Raw genomic sequence first — 16,329 nt, forward strand, 5'->3', positions numbered from 1 at the left:
TTTACGTCATAAAACACTGGATACAATGAATACAAAGAAACTCTTCACAGGCCTCCTCATTGCAGGGGCCGTCGTAGCCGGCGGTTACGCCCTCAGCGGCAAGGCCGGCAGAATTTCGGAAAGTATCGGCATCGAAAATCCCCAACCTCTCATTCAAACAGCATATTCAGGCCCGGCTTCGGCCCAGCCTACTGATTTTGAAAAGGCGGCAGGGAATGCGGTACCCTCCGTCGTGCATATCCGCACGGTTGTTAAATACAAACAATCTGCCCAGGCAGATCAGTTCGAAGGAATGGATGATGACATCTTCCGCCATTTCTTTGGCGAAGGAGGTCCACGCAGGCAGTTTAACCGTCCTGACCAGAAAGCTTCCGGATCGGGTGTTATCATTAGCCCCGATGGATTTATCGTGACCAATAACCACGTGGTAGACGGTGCTTCCGAGATCACCGTTACGCTGAACGACCGCAAGAATTACAAAGCAGAGGTAGTGGGAACAGATCCTAATACCGACTTGGCGCTTATTAAAATAGACGCTAAAAACCTGCCTGCTATTCCTGTTGGTAACTCCGACGATGTGCGGCTGGGCCAGTGGGTATTGGCGGTAGGTTATCCGCTGAACCTCGATGTAACGGTTACACAGGGTATTATCAGTGCCAAATCCCGCAGTATCGGTATCAACCGGCAGGGTTCCGCTCCGGTGGAAGCATTCCTGCAAACCGACGCAGCAGTGAACCCCGGCAGCAGTGGCGGCGCACTCGTGAATACCAATGGTGAGCTGATCGGTATCAACTCGGCCATTGCTTCACCCACAGGTGCATATGCCGGGTATGCTTATTCCATTCCATCCAACCTCATGAAAAAGGTGGTGAATGATATTAAGCAGTTCGGCAGTGTTCAGCGCGGTTACCTTGGCATCTCTATGGCGCCTGATAACCTCGATGATGCACAGAAGAAAGAACTGGGTGTTACCGGTTCCAACGCTGAAGGTGTAATTGTGATGGGTACGGATCCTTCCGGAGCGGCAGCTGCGGCAGGTGTGAAGAAAGGAGACCTTATTACGGCAGTAAACGGCAGTGCGGTACATTCCGGCTCCGAACTGTCTGAACAGATAGCAAGGCTGAAACCCGGCGACAAAGTTGCGATCTCACTGCTGCGCAATGGTTCGGAAAGCAAGGTTGAAGCAACTTTGAAAGGCAAGCTCGGCAATATGACCGCAGGCAATAATGCTTCAGTAAGCGCACTGGGTGCAGATTTTGCATCGCTTTCCCGTCAGGATGCAGCCCGTATGGGTATTGCAGGCGGGGTGCAGGTGCAGTCCATCACTGATGGCGGCCTGCTCGATGAGCAAACGAATATGAAGGAAGGATTTGTTATAACCCGTGTGGGCGGCATCACTGTGCGCACGGTAGAAGAGCTGAAAGCGGCCCTGGCGCGCCAAAGCGGTAACTTCCAGATTGAAGGGATGTATCCCGGCAGTGGAAAAACGTATTATTACGGAATCAATGACTATTAAGCAGGAATTGTAACCAGGGGGGCCGTTTTCCGGGCTGCAATGCCCGGGAAACTTATATGGCTTCTTCATCTCGCATGAAGAAGCCTTTTTTTGTTCTATGCAGGATCACGGAAAATGCCTTCGATCACGTCTTTCAGCTCTTTGGGCTGCAGCGGTTTCTTCAGGAGGCGTATTACCATGGGGTTGGCATTGGTCCGGGAGATGTCGCCAAAGTCGAGCGAAGAGGAAACCATGATGATATAGCACTGATTCTTGATTTTCTGCGGGTAGGAGTCGAAAGATCGGAGGAATTCGAAACCGTCCATTTCCGGCATCTGGATATCGAGGAGAATAACAGTGGGGGGAATATGGGGAAGGGTAATGTTACTGGAAAGGAATTCCAGTGCTTTGTTGGCATTGCTGAATGAAAGGATCGTTCTGCTGATCTGCTGAATGGAAATTAACCGTTCATGCAGCAGCAGATCGATGTCGTTGTCGTCGATTAATATTACACGTAGATCAGGTATCGAATTCATTTCTGTTCGGAATGGTAATTTCAAATTGCGTTCCTTCTCCGTAACGGGAATCTACGCCAATGGTGCCCCCGATCTTATTGAGGGCTTCTTTTACAATGTACAGGCCAATACCGCTTCCGGGCTTGTTGTTGTTCTTGGAGCGGAAGAACATCTTGAATATGTTGCTCAGGTGCTCGCTGAGAATCCCGATACCATTATCTTCTATACGGATTGTTGCCTTATGAGGTTCCACTTTTACAGAGAGATTGACCTGGGGGACGGCTTCGTCCGGCTTCTGATACTTAACGGCATTGCTGATAAGATTGTTCAGGATAACACTTATCCGGAAGAAATCGCCTTTAAACGGTACCGGCTGGTCTACATTCACATTGAAGTTGATAGCGGTATTCTGGTGTTTAAAGGTATCGATACAGTCGTTCATCAGTGCATTGAAGTCGATTTTCTCGTACTCCAGATCCAGCCGTGAATTGCGGTAATATTCAATGATTTTCTGGATAAAGCTGTCCAGCCGGGTAATACAAACCTCAATCATCCCCATATACCCCTGCGGGTCAGTCATGGTATTATCGAGCCTGCTGAGGTTAATGATGCCCTGAACGCTCATGAGGGGAGCGCGGAGGTCGTGGGAAGTGGAATAGATGAACCTGTTCAGCTCATCGTTTGTTTTTTCCAGCTCCAGTACCTTTTCTTTCAGGAGTTTGCGGGCGGAATATATCTCGTAAGCGTTATTGATGGTTTTGAACAGCTCGTGCTCATCCCAGGGCTTTTTAATGTAGGAGTAGATATGCCCTTTGTTGATAGCGTCAATGATATCTTCCACATCCGTATAGCCGGTAAGGAGGATGCGGATGGGGTCGGGCAGGAGGTCCTTGATTTCGTTAAAGAACTCAACCCCCGTAGTAGTGGGCATTTTCTGATCCGCGATGATGATATGTACCTCAATTCCTTTCAGTACCTGCATACCTTCGGCCGCAGAACTGGCGGTGTATATCTCATACGTTCTGCGAAAATTAGCGCGGAATGCATTAAGGTTATGTACCTCATCGTCGATGTACAATATCCTGATACGGTTATTTTTCATGTAGGGTTCTTTCTGCTTTTATTTACGCATGACTCTGGGCGATAGGCACATTCTGGGGTAAATATATGATAAATTCCGCTCCCTTGCCGGGTTCCGAGTTCACCGCAATTCTTCCCTGGTGCTTCTCAATAATGCTGAAAACGATAGACAGCCCGAGGCCAGTGCCTTCCCCGACATCTTTGGTGGTGAAGAACGGCTCGAAAATCTTTTCCCTGACCTTGTCTGACATCCCTATGCCGGAGTCTTTAATACTGATGCTCACCATCTTATCCTCTTCAAGACGGGTTTTTATCGTAAGGCTTTCTTCGCCCTGTTCGGGTTTCATTTTGATGGCGTTCAGCGCGTTGTTGATGATGTTCAGGAACACCTGGTTGAGCTTGCCGGCGAAGCATTCTATCTTAGGAAGTTCACCATAATCATAACGCACGGTCACGTTCTTGGGGATATTATTGCGGAGCAACACCATGGTGGAGTTAAGCCCTTCATGTATATCCACAAATTTGAGATCGCTTTCATCGAGACGGCTGAAAGTACGCAGCCCCTTCACGATCTCTGCCGTGCGGTTAGCCCCGTCTTCTATGCCTTTGATCAGCGTATCCACTTCTTCGTGCAGGTAATTGATATCGATCTGCTGTTTATACCGCTCGATCTCCGCCAGCTGTCCTGCCACATCCTCACCCGGCCTGATGGTTTCGTACTTCCGTAAGAGGGAGCGGATGTCTTCGAAATCGAGCTTCAGCGGTTTGATATTGGAAGTAACGAAGTTGATGGGGTTATTGATCTCGTGGGCGATACCGGCAGTGAGCTGACCAAGGGAGGCCATCTTCTCCGCTTCCACGAGCTGGGTTTGAGCACTTTTCAGGTTGGTGAGGGCCTTGTTCAGCTCTCCGTTGGAGGTTTGCAACGCCTCAGTACGCTCAGCCACCTTGGCTTCCAGTATTACGTTCTGCTCACGCACCAGTTGCTCGTTTTCCTGCGCCATACGCAGCGCCACAGCCTGCGACTCTTCTTTCTCCTTACGGTAGATATTGATCTTATTGGCCAGTGCAAAGGAGAGCAGCGTAACTTCCGCGGCAGACCCTACCTGCAGGGCGTAATAAGTAAAGTCATTATAAGGCAGGATGTTGAAGTTCCGCAGTACAAAAATCACCACGCTTCCCAGGAAAATACCCCAGGCAATGAGGAAGTAGGCGGCCGGACCGTATCCTTTACGCCAAACTTTGATACCTACAAATATTGCGAGGATAGAGGCCGTCATGGCGATGATCTGGGTCATCATGTTGGCCACGAAATGGTTATCGAGGAAAGTGGGTATGAAGGCCAGGCAGTAAGCAACGATCACACCGGTGAGGAGTTTATGCCCCAGCTTGTATTTTTCGCGGGTGTGGAGGAACGATTGTATGAAGAGCGCTGCCGTGATACCGTTCAGCACCGGGATGATAAGGGTATCGTGCATGGCCAGCCATGGACTGTTCGGCCACAGGAACCGGAAGGTATAGCCTTGTTGTGAGGCCTGTGTGAGGCCTACGCAAATGATATAAGTAACGTAAATGAGGTAGCTGTTGTCGCGAACGGTGAGCCAGATAAAGAAGTTGTACAGCGCCATTACGAGGATGATGCCTGCGTACAGCCCGAATATGAAATTACGTTCGGTGTTTTTGGCGAAGAGGGTGGTTTCAGCACCAAGGTAAACCGGAAGTTGTGCCTGTTCACCGGCGCGGATCTTCAGGAAGTATTCCCGGGTTTGATCCAGCGGTATATCGAGCGGGAAAATGTAGTTCTGGTGGTTAACGGGCCTCATTTTATAGGGCTGGTATTGCCCGAGGTCCACTACTTTATAACCGCCTGCGGGGAGTACTTCGTAGAGTGATATCTCATCGATGGTGGGGTATTCCACTTCCAGGAGCAGCCGGCTTAGGTGGGTGTTATTGGTGATATGTACGCGTGCCCAGCTGGTGTATGGGGTGATCTGGAGGTTGGGGACCCTGGAGCCGGAGGGCTTAAAGGTCATTTTTCTAACCTGATCGATGGTGAGGTCGTTGGTGCTGTCGATATACAGGTCGAGGAACTCGCCGACCTGCATAAGTTTGGCGCTATCCCGGAAAACGACGGGTGTCTGGGCCCGGGCCGTTATTTGGGCTGCAAAGGAAAGTAATAGCAGGGCGAAAAAACGTATAGACATTTGAGTTCTCGGTTGTTATATAGTCAGGCCGCAAAATACGCAGCAAACATAATGGATTTTAGGGAACCATTTGCGGGAGGCCGAGCAGGTAATTTACTTCGAATGTGCCTTTAGGGCCGGTTTCGGTGCGTACCTGGTTGGGATTAGCGCGCAGGTCGCGGATAAGGGCCTGCTCTGAGGGGTCGGCACTGGCCAGCTCGTGATTATCGCGGATGATCATGGCAGTGGCCACGAGATCGTCTTTCGGGTAATAAAACACCCCTTCATTTCCGAGGGAGGTGTCTATTACGGCGCCTACCCTTTTAGCACCTCTTACGGTAACGGGGGCACAAAGTACGTGTACGTTGCCTACGGGCAGCTGGGAGGTAAGTGCTACGCATACCCTGCTGAGGATCAGGCTTCCGATGCCCATACCAGCTACCTCTTTGGAGTTCCACAGCCCGCAGATTTCCGCACTTCCGGGAACCACGTCTGTATGCACTTTGGGATCGTATTTGCCTACCGCCATTTCGATGGGGAGGGGCAGCACGCCGTCTGCAATCTGAACACGGGCTCCACCATAGGTTTTGGTGCCGGTCTCGTCTTCCACGATCACCACCACAGTATTCTTGTGGTTGATCCAGTCCACGTTGCCGGATGTGATTTTATGAATGCCAAAGTAAATCTGCAGAAGTTTACTGTGGCCCTCGTAAAACCGCATACATGCTTCCGGGTCGTCTGGTGCGAAAAAAGCCCTAACGTTGATCGGTGCGCTCATTGATTGCTTCGTTTAGTTGAATTGGGCGTTATTGAATGAGTTGATCGAAATCCACATAATACCTGCCGGAGCTGCGCAGCTGATCCAGCAGGATTCTACGGCAGGTGTCCGTCACCAGTGCTCCGCCCAGCATTACGGAAGAAGCCAGCTGGGGCCAGGTGGTGATGGATTTGCCGATTTCTCCAAGCGAGTATTTCATTCTGGGGCTCATATGGGCAATGCCGGCCATGGGTCCCAGTATCGGTATTTTTTCTTCATTGGTCAGGTGCTTCAGTGTCCCTAAGTCCTCAATGGGAGGGATAAGGCCATGCAGCAGGGGGTATTCCGGGTCGAGATCGAACCTTTCGATGTCGAGCATCCCGCGGTCGTTCGTATCCATTACAACGGGGATGCGGTGTTTCCGGGCCTTCTGGCGGCTAAGGATCTTCACATCTATACCGTCGCACTCTTCCACCAGGATATCGAGTTTGCCTCCATCGGTCAGGAAGCTGTCCAGATTCTCTTCCGTGGCCCCGTCCGTAAATACCTTTACAGTGATAAACGGGTCCATTTCTGCAATTTCCCGGGCTGCCACTATCACTTTAGGCATCCCCAGGTTATCGACCGTGGTACGGAGGCGGTTCATATTCGTCAGTTCCACATCGTCGAAGTCTGCCAGTCTAAGCTCCCCGCATACCCGCTCCATGGCAAGGGTGAGGGCGATGGTCTGGCCAACGGAAAGGCCGATTACACCTATTTTCTTTTCCAGCAGCACTGTCCGCTCTTCCGCTGTGATCTTATGCATGTTCCGCGATGTGCGGAGATAGATAAATTCTTCTTTTCCAAGCAGATGTACCAGTTTGGCACCCCAGGGGTAATATACCCATACGCCATATTGCTCCGGAGGCACACCGTTCAGATGGGCGGCAATTGCCGCTGCAGATTCTGCTTCGCTCAGTTTACGGGAAGGATGCTGGCATTTAACCAGTTCCCGCAGCTGACTTTCCAGTTCGTCATATATCCGCAAATGCGGTATTTCCTGCAGCAATTGCTGAAGTTCTTCCTGATCACTGCTCCGGCCCGGGTGATAAAATACCGGGGTAAAGACGTCAGGCGCTGATTTTGTCTCCTGTATGCGATCCTTAAATGTCATACTGCCGCTTCGCTCGATTTTCTTTTAATGATTATTGTGCCTGTGCTCTATATTGTCTGCTTAAAATCAAATATCCGCCCGGCTTCACTATGGCTGCCGGCCGGTTCAATCGATTTCCCGAATCATCCTGCCAATACCGGCGGACTAATAGAAAATCCTGTCTTGCCTGTTTCCCGGATCAGGGAAAAGCGTTTTTAACGAATGAACAAGAATGGAAAAGAATGGCGCTTGAATAGAACTTTAAGGGGGGATGGACGATGCCCGGGGTAAACCGGATTTGGCTGTCAAGGCCGCCAGCAGCAATACCTCTGTATCGTTGCGGGCTTCTCCTGGCGCCAGGGATAAATGGCTTCATCTTTTCAAAATGATTAAGTACACTACAGCTTACACATGAATATAAAAGTAAAATAGCAATTTATTTCAAATTAAACGATTATCGATGGCATTATTTTGAATTAAATGTAAAATCCTGCCCCGTGTTGGCGCAATTTAATAAAATGGTGGTCATTGGTGTAATATTTGCATGGTTTTACGTTGGAAATAATAGATTTGTAATAATAATATGTTCATTATGAATAAGAGAGAATTCATAAAGCTGGCCGGATTGGCCGGAGTGGCAGCCCTGGCCAACCCTACCGGGCTTTTTGCTGCAGGGGAGCAGAATAAAGACCTCCTTTCCCTGAAAGCACCTTTTGAGCTGCCGCCCCTCCCGTACGCCGCAGGCGCACTGGAACCCAATATCGACCAGCTCACTATGGAAATTCACCACGGTAAGCACCATGCAGCTTATGTTAAAAACCTGAATGATGCGCTGAAAACAAGCCCGCTTGCTTCCGGCTCCCTCGGTCAGATACTCGCCGCAGTTACTGCAGAACAGCCTGCCATCCGTAACAACGGCGGCGGTCACTATAACCACTCCCTTTTCTGGACACTCCTGTCTCCCGAAAAATCCGAGCCTTCTGCTAAACTGAAAGCTGCCATCACAGCAGCCTTTGGGTCAGATGAAGCTTTCCGTCAGAAATTCGCTGACGCAGCCAAAGGCGTATTCGGTTCCGGCTGGGCCTGGCTCATCGTAAAGAAAGGCGGTAAACTGGCCGTTACTTCCACTCCTAATCAGGACAACCCGCTCATGACGAAGCTCGCCAAAGAACCAGGCACCCCCATTCTGGCACTGGACGTGTGGGAGCATGCCTATTATCTCAAGCACCAGAATAAACGGCCCGATTATATCGCCACATTCTGGAATGTAGTTAACTGGGAAAAAGTAAGCGCCCTGTACGAAGAAGCGCTCAAAAAATAATGAAGAAGCCCGCCATGTGCGGGTTTTCTTTTTAAGGAACTTTTACAGCAACAGCCACCGCTTCCTGCGGCGGCTGTTGCATTTTAGGGGCGAAGCATATCGCCGCAAAAGGTATCAGTATCATGCTGCCTGCAAACAGTAACAGCAATCCCTCCTGTGCCCGCTTCCTGGCCAGCATGGCGGTACCCGCAGCAGTTAATATCATGAGAATGATTCCAAAAGCGGCTTCAGCCATATGCCATTGCGCACCTGCCCTGAAGCATGGGGGTAATATGGCCGGCCGGTATATGCCGGCGAGGGGGAGTAATGTAAGCAGTAATCCGGTGCCCAGTCCCATCACCAGCAGGATGGCCACATTCCAGCGGCGCAGCCGCAGCCTGCCTTCCAGTATCCGGTTCACCTGGATGGCGGCGAGGTAACTGAGGGGTAAATGCAGTAAGGAGGCAGCTGCCAATGGTATGCGCATAATGGAAAAGATCAGCAATCCGGTCCAGAAAAGCGCCCACATCCACCACACGAAATCTTTGTTCTCTGCAGTTTGTGCGAGGTAAATGGAGCGGATGCGGGCAGTTTGCAGCCAGGTAAACAGGAAAGCCAGTACGGGGAAGCAACCCAGAAAGGAGATCCAGTGTGTTGAAAAGGTAACCCCGCCAGTGGGGAACGGCTGTATATGAATGGCAGTACCACGCCACATCAGATAGCCGTAATACCAGCCGGAAGATATGACGGCGGCCAGTACAATGGTGAGGAGCTGGAGCCATTTCATACCGGTATGGAAACGCTTCCAGGTCCAATACACAAGCCCGGTGAACAGGGCGATAAGCAAGGCAGAAGGGCCGGTTGAAAGTGTGGCAAGTCCCAGTGAAATACCGCTGAATACGGCAGCCCGGAATGGGGAGGTGCTCCAGGAAACCCGGTAAGCCAGATAGATGGAAAGGAACAGGAAGTAGTACCCCGGCAGCATGGGCGCATCGCTGCGGAACAGCAATTGCGGCAGCCAGGAGCCGGCCAGAATAAGCGCCCACCACATTCCGAAACGCTCATCTTCCCGCCGCTTACCGATTACAAAACAAGTTAAGATCGTCAGAACGCCGGTTAGGGCATTGGGTAACCTTGCTGCAAAAGAACCGGTGCCAAATATGCTTTCAGCCAGCAATTGCAGCCATCCGTACAGCGGAGCTTCCGCAACAGGCACCAGGCCTGTGTGGTAAACGAGGGGGAAAGGAAGGAAAAGCAGCCCAGCTGCCAGTACTGTCAGGATTTGCTTCATCGGGAGATATGGTTTGCCGGTCTGGTTGTTCTGATGTAATAACGCAGTTTCACCTGCCGGTAGTGCCCGGGAGGGGAAAACGCAGTTACAACATCAACCTTGCGGCAGGCAATTATGCTGCCTTTTCCTTGCTGAAGCGTTTCTGCCATTGCTTCTTCACCTGCTGGAAGAAGCGGTAGTAGTATTCTTTGTTGAAAAGCTGGCTGTCGTTCATAGCCTTGTATACAAGGAATGCAGCGATAGGCAGCAGGGCGATATTGGCGAGCCACATCCCGCTCCACGATGCCATTACATCGCGGCGGGCCATTTTCTCGCCGGTCATGAAGAAGATGTTGAAGATCACAAAGAAGATAACTGCAAACACCAGCGGTGTGCCGAGCCCGCCTTTACGGATGATGGAGCCCAGCGGCGCCCCGATCAGGAAGAGCACCACACATGCCGCAGCCAGTGAGAATTTACGCTGCCATTCCACTTTGAACAGGGATATTTTTTCTTTATTGTCGAGGTAATCTTTCGAGGAGGTGGCCAGTGAAGTTTCGGTTTCGCGGATATTGGATTCCACGCGCTCTATCACATAACGGCGCGACGATTCGGGGATCACATTAAAGAAAGTGTCTGTCTTCAAAGGAGCCACGCTGGTAGCCCAGCCCGTATCTTTCCATTTGTAGAAAGCGAGGCGGGATGTCACATAGGCGTTTACGGTACGGATCAGCGATGAGTCTATCCGGCGAAGGGAATCGATACCGTAATCCAGCTGACGGATGTTGAGCATCTGCTGGTTGCCGGCGAAGAGGTCCATCGGCAGGCGATCAAATGCGAACGACTGCAGATCGAAAGGTTTGATGTATTTCTTGAAGCCGAGGCGGATCAGTTCATTACCCTGTTTGGCGCGGGTATTGCCGCGCTCTTCGTACCGCCAGCCGTTGTAAAGGGTGAAAAGAAGATAGCGTTTGTCGGCAGAGAGCTCCATGGTGCCCTTCTCAGCAAGGATGATACGCGGATTTTTTTCGCCAAGGTTGTTTTCATAGATCATCACCTGGTGGATGGTCTTGTTATCGGCTTCCTTCTTCGCAACCTTGATGGTATACCCCGGGATATCGCTGTAGAACACGCCCTGCTTGATATTGAATGCCGGTTTGGAGTTGGTGATATCGTACAGGAGGGATTTGGCCCTGAGGTTGGCGATGGGGATGATATAGTTGGCAAAAAGGAAAGCGCCGATGGCGATGAAAGAGGAGAAAACGAACAGGGGGCGGATGAACCGCAGGAGGGAGATGCCTGCAGATTTAATGGCTACCAGTTCGAAGCTTTCGCCGAGGTTGCCGAAGGTCATAATGGAAGAAAGGAGTACTGCCAGCGGCATGGCCAGGGGTACAAGGCTGGCGCTGGTGTAAATAAGCAGCTCCATGATCACCGGAGTGTCCAGCCCTTTGCCCACGAGATCGTCTATGTATTTCCAGACGAACTGCATGATGAGCACGAACAGCGTCACAAAAAAAGTGGCGATGAAAGGGCCTACGAAGGTCTTGATGATCAGTTTATCGAGTTTCTTCACAAATCGGCGAATGAAAAATAAAATGGTAAAATGTGAAACGGCCTGATTTTCAGTTTAATTTTGAAAAGCGGCCGCACAAAGTTAACACGAATCCGGACAGGAGAAACAGCGGGCGGCCCAAAAATCCGTTAATATTTTTTTGGGTATGGAAGACTATCAACTTACCGCGGCTGAGCTGGCGCTGGTGGCAGACGCAGAATGGATGCTGGCAAAGAACCGGGTGATCGGCAAGGTTTACGCCCTGTTCGGAGCATTGCAAACGGCCATGGCGGCAGATCCTGTGATTGGTGGCTATTCACCGGAAGGGGAGCAGCCGCCAAAGATATCCCGTGGTGAGCAATACGGCGGGCTGCCGTATGTGATGCTGGATTACCCCCGGGCGTTTGGGCGTGAAAGTATTTTCGCCTGCCGTACCTTTTTCTGGTGGGGGCGTTTTTTCAGTTTTACACTGCACCTGGCGGGCGAGGCGCTGGAACGCCGCAGGGAAGTGCTGACGGGTATACGCACACGGCTTACCGCCGCCGGATGGCACGTTTGTGTGAACGTTGACCCCTGGCAGCATCATTTCGGCGAAGATAACTATCGTGCGGTGGCCTCCCTTTCGCAAGCGGAATGGGAAAGCATCCTGCGGAAGCCCTTCGTTAAAATAGCTAAACAGTGTAAGTTGACTGATTGGGAAAATATCATGCCCTTTGCGGCGGATCAGTATGCTGCGCTGCTGGGCTGGCTGGGAGGCTCTTCAGGTAGTTAGTTGCCGATACGGTGGAAAAGATCCTTGATCTGGTAATCCCAGAGCTGGCTTTGATCAGCCACTTCCTTTTTCTCTGCAAAATCTTTAATTACCAGAATCGTCATATTCGTTACTTCAGAAATACGGATTCTGAATTCGAAATACTCGTTTTTGGGAGCGTGTGTCCAATGTAGCCGGATATACTCATCTTCTTCCTGTTCCAGCACTTCTGCTTCCTCTGCAGAACCGTTCCAGGAAAAGGAAAAAACATTATCCCGGAAATCTACTTTATCTGCAAACCACTCCTGCAAACCTGCCGGGGTGGAAAGAAATTCATAGAGAATACTTGGAGAGCACCGCACCGGATATTCTAACTCATATTGCACTTTCTTTGACATCGCACTGTATTATTATAGAAATCTAAATCATCTGCCTGCAATTATAGAAAAATATTTATTCTATCAAAATAAATTTTGAAAATCTTTTTTCCGCCTAAATCCTTCATTCTCACGATTTATAACTAAATGGAATATAAAAATATTTAATTATGTATATTGCAACGGATGACAGAATTAATCCAATATTCCCTTATAAACCTTTACCACTGCGGGTGAATCCCGTATCAGACCCGGTTAATGTGGTATAACACGAACGGATTATTACCAACAATCGATTTTGCTTGAAAAGGATTCAACAGGAAGTAATTTTTTTTGGGTCGTATCTAAAAAAAGTTATTTTTGTTGGGCATTCTTCTAAATTAACTCATTTATAACCTGTAACTGTTCCCGTGCTATGTCAATGCGCCAACTAAAAATCACGAAGTCCATCACGAATCGTGAGTCCCAGTCGCTAGAAAAGTATTTGCAGGAGATCGGCAAAGTGGATCTCATTACGCCGGAAGAAGAAGTAAACCTGGCTATCCGCATAAAACAGGGCGACCAGCGGGCGTTGGAAAAGCTGACTAAAGCCAACCTGCGTTTCGTGGTATCCGTAGCCAAACAATACCAGAACCAGGGATTATCCCTCTCGGATCTTATCAACGAAGGTAACCTCGGCCTCATCAAAGCTGCACAGCGCTTCGATGAAACCCGTGGTTTCAAATTCATTTCATACGCCGTTTGGTGGATCCGCCAGTCGATCCTCCAGGCATTGGCAGAACAATCCCGCATTGTACGCCTTCCCCTCAACAAGGTAGGCCTCTCCAATAAAATCAGTAAAGCCTATTCCCAGCTGGAACAGGAATTCGAACGCGAGCCTTCTCCCGACGAGCTGGCCACTATCCTCGAAATTAATACCGAAGAAGTGGAAGCCACCCTCGGCGTAGCTGCCCGCCACGTGTCTATGGACGCACCGTTCATCGACGGGGAAGATAACTCCCTGCTCGACGTACTGGCCAATCCCAACGCAGTGAGCGCAGACGAAGAGCTTGACCACCACGATTCACTCCGCCGCGAAATCGAACGCTCTCTTTCCACCCTTACCGACCGCCAGAAAGACGTAATCATGCTCTATTTCGGCATCGGTGTGGAACATCCCATGAGCCTCGAAGATATCGGTGAGAAATTCGGTCTTACCCGCGAGCGTGTGCGCCAGATCAAAGACAAGGCAATTACCAAACTGCGCACCACTTCCCGGAGCAAACTGCTGCGGAATTACCTCGGCGGCTGATTTATTTTAAACGAACTGTCTAAATACGTATTTTTGCAATCCAATGGTGAATATTCGATATATTCACCATTTTGCATTTTTTAAAGATCATACCAGCTTAAGTATATGTTTGAATCATTATCAGAGCGGCTCGAGTCAGCGTTTAAACAGCTAAAAGGCGAAGGGCGCATCTCGGAAATCAATATCGCTACTACCGTGAAAGAGATCCGCCGCGCACTCGTGGATGCGGATGTGAACTATAAAATCGCAAAGGACTTTACCGATAAGGTGAAAGACAAAGCGCTGGGCGAAAAGGTAATCACTGCCATCTCTCCCGGCCAGCTCATGGTGAAGATTGTGAAAGATGAACTGGTGGAGCTGATGGGCAACACCGAAGTGGAGCTGGAGCTCAAAGCCAACCCCACCGTGATCCTCATTGCGGGCCTGCAGGGTTCGGGTAAAACCACCTTCTCCGGCAAACTGGCCAATTTCCTCAAAACCAAGAAGAACAAGAAACCCCTGCTTGTTGCAGCAGATATCTACCGCCCTGCGGCGATCGACCAGCTGCAGGTACTCGGTGGACAGATAGGGGTGGAAGTATACAGCGAACCGGAAAACAAGAATGCCGTTCAGATCGCGGAAAACGCTATCAAACAGGCGAAAGCCAACGGTAATAACGTGGTGATCATTGACACCGCCGGCCGCCTGGCGGTTGACGAAGTGATGATGGCCGAGGTGAGCAATGTGAAGAAAGCCGTTCAGCCACAGGAGATCCTCTTTGTTGTGGATTCCATGACCGGCCAGGATGCTGTGAACACTGCCAAAGCCTTTAACGAAAAACTCGACTTTTCCGGTATCGTACTTACAAAGCTCGATGGCGATACCCGCGGTGGTGCTGCGCTTACCATTACCTATACGGTGCAGAAGCCGATCAAGTTCGTATCAATGGGCGAAAAGCTCGATACGCTGGACGTGTTCTACCCCGAGCGTATGGCACAGCGTATCCTGGGCATGGGTGATATCACCACCCTCGTGGAACGTGCCCAGGCTCAGTTCGACGAAGTGCAGGCGAAGAAACTGGAGAAGAAGATCCGCCAGAACCAGTTCGATTTCGACGATTTTAAGGAGCAGCTCTCCCAGATCAAGAAAATGGGCTCCATCAAGGACCTCCTGGGTATGATTCCCGGAGTAGGCAAAGCGGTAAAGGATCTGGATATCAGCGACGATGCTTTCAAAGGCATTGAGGCCATGATCAATTCCATGACGCCTGCCGAGCGTGCTAACCCGGATCTGATAGACGGAAGCCGCCGCCGCCGTATCGCGAAAGGCGCCGGTAAGGAAATTGCGGACGTAAATCAGTTTATGAAGCAATTTGAGCAGATGCGTCAGATGATGAAAATGATGAATAAGATGCCCGGAGGAGCCAAAGGGCTGAAGATGAAGTAATTAAAATAGTGGCAAAAGCATGAAGTGAACTTTTATTTTGTAAAATTCATTTTTAGCTATACATTTGCTGCCCCAATAGAAACAATTTTTTTTCACCACTCGCAAAAAATAATTCGACTTATTTATGCCAGTTAAGATCAGATTACAGAGACACGGCGCCAAGAAAAGACCTTTTTACTTTATCGTAGTGGCTGATGCCCGCGCGCCCCGTGATGGTAAATTCATTCAGAAAATCGGTACCTACAATCCCCTGACTGTACCGGCTTCTATCAACATTGACACGCAGAAAGCACTCCGCTGGCTGCAGAAAGGTGCTCAACCCACCGACACTGTTCGTAGAATCCTGTCTTTCAAAGGCGTACTGTACCTGAAACACCTGCTCCGCGGTGTGAAGCTTGGCCTGTTTGACGAGCCTACTGCTTACACCAAATTCGAGCAATGGCAGGCTGACCACGAAGAAAAAGTGACTGCCCGCCGCGAAAGCCAGAAAAGAGTAGTACGTGCTGCCACTCCGGTAGTTCGTAAAGTGGAAGATGTTGCTCCTAGCGCTCCCGCCGCTGAAGAAGGCGAAGCTCCTGCAGAAGCATAATCCGCTGCATAACACATTTCAAAAAGGGAAGATTTGCTCGCAAAGATTCCCTTTTTGCTTTTTATCTCCCACCTGTTCATGGCGAATTATTTCCATATCGGTAAACTGGCCGCTGTTCACGGCACCGACGGAGAACTGCTGCTAAAGCACAGTCTTGGCAAACGTTCCTCCCTTAAAGACGTGACCGCCATCTTCGTAGAAGAGCGGAAAGACAGCTTTTTGCCTTACTTCGTACAGAAAGCCAAAGCGAAAGACGCGGAGCATATCTACCTCAAACTCGAGGGGATAGATTCGCGGGAAGCCGCCAGGGCTTATTTGCAGAAAGGGATTTATCTCCAGGAAGAAGACTTTCAGGCAGAGGCTTCCAGCAATGCTCCCCTCAGTCTCCTCGGCTTCATGGCTCAGGATAAAGAACACGGGGTGCTGGGAACGGTAGACGAGATCATCGAAATGCCGCACCAGCTGCTGGCGCGTGTCACCTACAAAGAAAAGGAGATGCTGCTGCCGCTGAATGAGCAAACCATGCTGAAAGTGGACCGTAAAGGGAAGATCCTGCATCTCGAACTGCCGGAAGGACTGCTCGACATTTACTTAGGGTAACAGAAAACC

15 protein-coding genes are annotated in these 16,329 nt (G+C 50.2%); 7 read left to right on the forward strand and 8 right to left on the reverse strand.

Annotated features, from left to right (window positions below):
* The first annotated feature begins 25 nt into the window (after positions 1 to 25).
* A complete protein-coding gene (locus tag DEV76_RS20775; RefSeq protein WP_109699853.1) occupies positions 26 to 1,516 on the forward strand; it encodes a trypsin-like peptidase domain-containing protein in 1,491 nt (496 codons plus the stop codon).
* A 95-nt stretch (positions 1,517 to 1,611) separates the two neighbouring features.
* Here the strand turns inward: DEV76_RS20775 and DEV76_RS20780 are convergent, their stop codons facing one another.
* The 5 genes from DEV76_RS20780 to DEV76_RS20800 are packed head-to-tail and all read right to left on the reverse strand — an operon-like array spanning position 1,612 to position 7,183.
* Positions 1,612 to 2,031, reverse strand: a complete 420-nt coding sequence (locus DEV76_RS20780) for a response regulator (protein WP_109699854.1) — start codon at positions 2,029 to 2,031, stop codon at positions 1,612 to 1,614.
* Entirely contained in the window at positions 2,015 to 3,112 is a 1,098-nt protein-coding gene (locus tag DEV76_RS20785; RefSeq protein ID WP_109699855.1) for a sensor histidine kinase, read from the reverse strand. The genes DEV76_RS20780 and DEV76_RS20785 overlap by 17 nt, the downstream gene beginning before the upstream one ends.
* 22 nt (positions 3,113 to 3,134) lie before the next feature.
* Entirely contained in the window at positions 3,135 to 5,294 is a 2,160-nt protein-coding gene (locus tag DEV76_RS20790; RefSeq protein WP_109699856.1) for a sensor histidine kinase, read from the reverse strand.
* Positions 5,295 to 5,352: 58 nt separating this feature from the next.
* Positions 5,353 to 6,051: a hypothetical protein gene (locus tag DEV76_RS20795; protein ID WP_109699857.1), complete on the reverse strand. Its 699-nt coding sequence runs from the start codon at positions 6,049 to 6,051 to the stop codon at positions 5,353 to 5,355.
* A gap of 28 nt (positions 6,052 to 6,079) precedes the next feature.
* Positions 6,080 to 7,183, reverse strand: a complete 1,104-nt coding sequence (locus DEV76_RS20800) for a ThiF family adenylyltransferase (protein ID WP_109699858.1) — start codon at positions 7,181 to 7,183, stop codon at positions 6,080 to 6,082.
* A 571-nt stretch (positions 7,184 to 7,754) separates the two neighbouring features.
* On the opposite strand from DEV76_RS20800, the gene DEV76_RS20805 reads away from it, so the two are divergent.
* Entirely contained in the window at positions 7,755 to 8,483 is a 729-nt protein-coding gene (locus DEV76_RS20805) for a superoxide dismutase (protein WP_109699905.1), read from the forward strand.
* Between the two features lie 31 nt (positions 8,484 to 8,514).
* Here the strand turns inward: DEV76_RS20805 and DEV76_RS20810 are convergent, their stop codons facing one another.
* Positions 8,515 to 9,753: an ArnT family glycosyltransferase gene (locus DEV76_RS20810; protein WP_109699859.1), complete on the reverse strand. Its 1,239-nt coding sequence runs from the start codon at positions 9,751 to 9,753 to the stop codon at positions 8,515 to 8,517.
* 112 nt (positions 9,754 to 9,865) lie between these two features.
* Positions 9,866 to 11,308 (reverse strand): LptF/LptG family permease, encoded by a 1,443-nt coding sequence (locus tag DEV76_RS20815; RefSeq protein WP_109699860.1) that lies wholly within the window; start codon positions 11,306 to 11,308, stop codon positions 9,866 to 9,868.
* A gap of 145 nt (positions 11,309 to 11,453) precedes the next feature.
* Here DEV76_RS20815 and DEV76_RS20820 point away from each other — a divergent pair, with 145 nt between their 5' ends.
* Positions 11,454 to 12,059 carry a hypothetical protein gene (locus DEV76_RS20820; protein ID WP_109699861.1) on the forward strand — a complete coding sequence of 202 codons (606 nt, stop codon included), beginning with the start codon at positions 11,454 to 11,456 and terminating at the stop codon, positions 12,057 to 12,059.
* Here DEV76_RS20820 and DEV76_RS20825 read toward each other — a convergent pair.
* Positions 12,056 to 12,436, reverse strand: a complete 381-nt coding sequence (locus DEV76_RS20825; RefSeq protein WP_109699862.1) for an START-like domain-containing protein — start codon at positions 12,434 to 12,436, stop codon at positions 12,056 to 12,058. The genes DEV76_RS20820 and DEV76_RS20825 overlap by 4 nt on opposite strands.
* Positions 12,437 to 12,836: 400 nt before the next feature.
* On the opposite strand from DEV76_RS20825, the gene DEV76_RS20830 reads away from it, so the two are divergent.
* The 4 genes from DEV76_RS20830 to rimM all read left to right on the forward strand — a co-directional run bounded on the left by DEV76_RS20830 (position 12,837) and on the right by rimM (position 16,320).
* On the forward strand, positions 12,837 to 13,706 hold the full coding sequence (locus tag DEV76_RS20830) for a sigma-70 family RNA polymerase sigma factor (RefSeq protein ID WP_109699863.1): 870 nt from the start codon (positions 12,837 to 12,839) through the stop codon (positions 13,704 to 13,706).
* A gap of 105 nt (positions 13,707 to 13,811) precedes the next feature.
* The gene (gene ffh / locus DEV76_RS20835; RefSeq protein WP_109699864.1) at positions 13,812 to 15,131 is read left to right on the forward strand and encodes a signal recognition particle protein; all 1,320 of its coding nucleotides are present in this window, start codon (positions 13,812 to 13,814) and stop codon (positions 15,129 to 15,131) included.
* Positions 15,132 to 15,255: 124 nt separating this feature from the next.
* Positions 15,256 to 15,720 (forward strand): 30S ribosomal protein S16, encoded by a 465-nt coding sequence (gene rpsP, locus DEV76_RS26360; protein WP_109699865.1) that lies wholly within the window; start codon positions 15,256 to 15,258, stop codon positions 15,718 to 15,720.
* A gap of 33 nt (positions 15,721 to 15,753) precedes the next feature.
* Positions 15,754 to 16,320 (forward strand): ribosome maturation factor RimM, encoded by a 567-nt coding sequence (rimM, locus tag DEV76_RS20845; protein ID WP_232827010.1) that lies wholly within the window; start codon positions 15,754 to 15,756, stop codon positions 16,318 to 16,320.
* Positions 16,321 to 16,329 lie beyond the last annotated feature (9 nt).

The sequence above is a fragment of the Chitinophaga deserti genome (assembly GCF_003149455.1).
In the GTDB taxonomy this organism is placed as follows: Bacteria; Bacteroidota; Bacteroidia; order Chitinophagales; family Chitinophagaceae; genus Chitinophaga; species Chitinophaga deserti.